Origin of the sequence: Actinomadura kijaniata NBRC 14229, assembly GCF_001552175.1 — a bacterium.
Lineage (GTDB): Bacteria > Actinomycetota > Actinomycetes > Streptosporangiales > Streptosporangiaceae > Spirillospora > Spirillospora kijaniata.
Genome location: NZ_BCQR01000311.1, coordinates 1 through 3,930, shown reverse-complemented (window position 1 = coordinate 3,930; position 3,930 = coordinate 1). Strand labels below are relative to the sequence as shown.

General features: G+C 72.6%; 3 protein-coding genes and 3 tRNA genes. 3 read left to right on the top strand and 3 right to left on the bottom strand.

What is annotated here, in order from left to right:
• Positions 1–76: 76 nt before the first annotated feature.
• The 3 genes from AKI01S_RS48270 to AKI01S_RS48260 form a co-directional block, all read right to left on the bottom strand.
• Positions 77–1,474 (bottom strand): extracellular solute-binding protein, encoded by a 1,398-nt coding sequence (locus tag AKI01S_RS48270; protein WP_245682102.1) that lies wholly within the window; start codon positions 1,472–1,474, stop codon positions 77–79.
• 84 nt (positions 1,475–1,558) lie between these two features.
• Positions 1,559–2,389 (bottom strand): aminotransferase class IV, encoded by an 831-nt coding sequence (locus AKI01S_RS48265; RefSeq protein WP_067833798.1) that lies wholly within the window; start codon positions 2,387–2,389, stop codon positions 1,559–1,561.
• Entirely contained in the window at positions 2,346–3,365 is a 1,020-nt protein-coding gene (locus AKI01S_RS48260; RefSeq protein ID WP_067833795.1) for a chorismate-binding protein, read from the bottom strand. Before AKI01S_RS48260 ends, AKI01S_RS48265 begins: the two co-directional genes overlap by 44 nt.
• Before the next feature lie 112 nt (positions 3,366–3,477).
• Between AKI01S_RS48260 and AKI01S_RS48255 the strand changes: the two genes are divergently transcribed.
• The 3 genes from AKI01S_RS48255 to AKI01S_RS48245 all read left to right on the top strand — a co-directional run bounded on the left by AKI01S_RS48255 (position 3,478) and on the right by AKI01S_RS48245 (position 3,751).
• Positions 3,478–3,550, top strand: a tRNA-Gly gene (locus AKI01S_RS48255).
• A gap of 27 nt (positions 3,551–3,577) precedes the next feature.
• A tRNA-Cys gene (locus tag AKI01S_RS48250) sits at positions 3,578–3,651 on the top strand.
• A 28-nt stretch (positions 3,652–3,679) separates the two neighbouring features.
• Positions 3,680–3,751: transfer RNA gene (locus AKI01S_RS48245), tRNA-Val, on the top strand.
• Positions 3,752–3,930 lie beyond the last annotated feature (179 nt).

The following is a 3,930-nucleotide window of genomic DNA, read 5'->3' as shown; positions in this document are numbered from 1 at the left end:
GACGAACGCGGCCGCCCGCGCCCTGCCGAGCCCGGCCGCGTCCTCGGCCGGGCGGGCGGCCGGTCCGGCGGCCGGTTCAGCGGGCGGCGACGTTGCCGGGGCCACCGGCGATCTCCTCCAGCCTCCGCTGGTACCCCGCGGCGGCCTCGTCGGGGGTGCGGCCCGCCACGACGTTCGCGGTGGCCTCCTGCAACGCGATCGACACCTGCGGGTACGCCGAAAGGCTCGGCCGGTACACGGTGATCGGCAGGATCCTCTCGGCGATGTAGGCCAGCAGCGGATCGCTCCTCAGGACCTCGCGGTTGACGTCGGTCCGCGAGGTGATCTCGGGGGTTCCGGCGGTGCGGGCCTTGTGCATCTCCGCCGAGTTCATGAACGCCAGCAGCTCGAACGCCAGCTTCGGGTGCTCGGTGTGGGGGTTGATCACCGAGACCGGGCCGCCGGACAGGCTGACGAACGACTGGCCCCGCACGCCCTTGCCCGGGGAGATCGCCGGGAACATCGCGTAGCCGACCGCCTGGTCGCGGTCGGGCATCCGGGCGGTGCCGTTGCGGGGGTTGATCACGTCGCGCCAGAAGTAGTCGCCCTCGGCCAGGATGCCGATGCGGCCCTGCGCGAACTCCGCGAACGACTTGTCGCGGCCCTGCGCCTCCTGCTGGAGCCGCGGGTCGCCGAGCCCCTGCCGGTAGACCGCCGAGTAGAACGACAGGACCTGCTTGAGGGCCGGTCCGCCGCCGGTCCACTTGCCGTCGGCGTGGATCTCGGCCCCGGCCCCGGCCAGCAGCGGCAGCACGCCCTGGGTGGTGGTGGCCTCGCCCATGGGCGTCCCGGCGTTGATCTGGAGGGGTGTCACGCCCGGCACCCTCCGCAGGGCGCGGGCCGCGGTGAGGATGTCGTCCCAGCTCCTGGGCTGCCAGGTGGCGGGCAGCCCGGCGCGCTGGAAGAGCTTCTTGTTGTAGAACAGCAGGCGGCCGTCGGTGTTGGCCGGGATGCCGTACCGCTTGCCGTCGAACGACCCGAGGCTCTGCACCGCCCGGGGGATCTGGGCCCAGCCGTCCCAGGCGTCGGCCTGCGCGCCGGCCAGCTCGGTGAGGGGTCTGAGATATCCGGCCTGGGCGAGTTCACCGACCCAGATGCCGTCGACGTCGAGGATGTCGGCGCCCGACCGGGACTTCAGGTCCAGGGAGACGCGGGTCTTGTACGCCTCGTCGGCCACGCCCGAACCCCGGTAGCGCACCCTGACGTCGACGCCCTTGGCCTTCTGCGCGGCGACGAACCGCGGGATCACCGTCCTGGTGATCCACTCGGCCTCGCCGGAGTTCTTGCCGCCCTCGATGGCGTTGCGGCCGATGGTGAGGGTGGGGCCGTCCGGTCCGCCGCAGCCGGACAGGGCCGCGCCCGTCAGCGCGAACGCGGCCAGCGCCCCGACGATCCCCCGCAGCCCGGTGGTTCCCCGCCGTCTGGAGTGGTCCACGGTGACCTCCCTTGAGCTCACCGTCACCGTGACCCCGGATCCCGATCTTGTAAACCCCCCGCCGGGCCAGAGTCGGGATCGTTATCAGGGGTCCATCAGCTCGGCGGAACGGGCCGCGAACTGCTCCATCGCCTTCGCGGTGATCGGGCCGGGCGCGTCCGGCAGCGCGGTGTCGTCGACGAACGCGATCGGCTGGATGTCGCGGGTGGTGGAGGTCAGGAACGCCTCCTCGGCCCGGTACAGGTCCGACAGCGGCACGTCGCGCTCCTCGCCGCCGCACCACTCCAGCGTCAGCGCGCGCGTGACGCCGGCCAGGCAGCCCGACTCCAGCGTCGGGGTGACCAGGCGGCCGTCCAGGACCAGGAAGACGTTGGTGCCCGTGCCCTCGCACAGGTTCCCGGCGAGGTTGCCGAAGATCGCCTCGCCGCCGCCGCGCTGCTTGGCGTGGGCGAGGGCGAGGGCGTTCTCGGCGTAGGAGGTGGTCTTCAGGCCCGTCAGCGCGCCGTGCTCGTTGCGGGCCCACGGCACCACCACGACCTTGCCGGTCGGCGGGAACGGCCGCTGCTCGCCGACCGCGACGACCGCCGTGGGGCCCTGGTCCCCCCGGTCCGAGCCCAGCGGGCCGACGCCGCTGGTGTAGGTGATGCGGACGCGCGCCAGCGGCCACCTCGGCGAGGCGGCCAGCACCTCCAGCACGCCCTGGGCGAGGGCGTCCTCGTCGGGGGCGGGCAGGCCGAGGCCGGTCGCCGAGCGGGTGAGGCGCCGCAGGTGCCGGGTGAGGGCGAACGGCTCCCCGCTGGTGGCCTTGACGGTCTCGAACACCCCGTCCCCGACCAGCATCCCGTGGTCGAAGACCGAGACCGTCGCCTGCTCAGGGTCGAGCAGCCGCCCGTTCACCCACACCTTGCCCGTCACCGGAAGCCACCTCCAAAAGCCGAGCCGCCTTCAGCTCGGTCTCGCGCCATTCGCCGTGCGGATCGGACCCCCAGGTGACGCCGGCCCCGGTGCCGAACCGGAGCCGGCCGTCCTCGGCCCAGAAGGTCCGGATGCCGACCGCCAGCGCCGCGCGCCGGGAGTCGGCGTCCACCCAGCCGATGGCCCCACAGTACGGCCCGCGCGGGACGGGTTCGAGTTCATCCAGCAAGGTCAGGGCGCTGGACTTCGGCGCGCCGGTCACCGAACCGGGAGGAAACGTCGCCGCCAGCAGCTCCGGCCACCCCATTCCGCCGGCGAGCCGGGCCCGCACCGTGGACACCAGGTGCACCAGGCCCGGGTGCGGTTCGACGGCGCACAGGTCCGGCACGACCACCGAGCCGGTGGCGGCGACGCGGCCCAGGTCGTTGCGGACCAGATCGACGATCATGACGTTCTCGGCGTAGTCCTTGGGCAGCAGGTCCGCCTCGGTGCGCCCGGTGCCCTTGATCGGCCTGGACTCCACCAGGTCGCCGTCGCGCGCCAGGTACAGCTCGGGCGAGGCGCTGGCGACCTCCAGGCCGGGGATGCGCAGCGTCATGGCGTGGGGCGCGGGGTTGCCGCGCGCCAACCGGGCTCCCAGCCCCGCGATGTCGGCGTGCCGCCCGAGCGGCGCGGACAGGACCCGGCACAGGTTGGCCTGGTACACGACGCCGTCGGCGATGGCGGCGCGGATCCGCCGGACCCCGGCCACGTAGGCGGCCTCGTCCAGGGAGGTGTCCCACTCCCCCGGCGGGCTCCACGGCCCGTCCGGGTGCGGGGCGGGGCGGACGTTCTCGAACCGCGCACAGGTGACCTTGCCCTCGTAGGTGGCGACGACGGCCCACCAGCCGCGCGAGTCCAGCGCGGCCGGATCGCCGGTCACCTCGGCCAGCCCGGTGGCCAGCAGCCCCCCGACGTGCGCGAACGCATCGTTCATGCAGACCAGTGTGCCGCCCGCGCGGGCACGCCGGGAAACCGGTTTGGGCTTGGGCCCCGGACGCGCTAATCTCTTCCTTGTCGCCGCCCGGGGAGCCCCGAGCGGAGATCACGCGGAAGTGGCTCAGTTGGTAGAGCATCACCTTGCCAAGGTGAGGGTCGCGGGTTCGAATCCCGTCTTCCGCTCTGAGAGGTCTTCACCGGCCTCGCTCTGGTGGAGTGGCCGAGAGGCGAGGCAACGGCCTGCAAAGCCGTGTACACGGGTTCAAATCCCGTCTCCACCTCCACGCGCACCCTTCCGACGAGGGGTGTCGCGGGCGATTAGCTCAGTGGGAGAGCGCTACCTTGACACGGTAGAGGTCACTGGTTCAATCCCAGTATCGCCCACCGGACAGCGGACCCCGGGTCTTCGGACCCGGGGTTTTTTGCGTTCCCGAACCCCTTGACACCCGCGCGCGGGTGCAGAACGTCACCGTCTATTCGATTACGCATCCGGGCCGGTTTACCGCTAGTGTTCTCTGTGTCGCCGCGAGGGACCGCCCGCCAGGGAGGCCCGAGCAGGACAC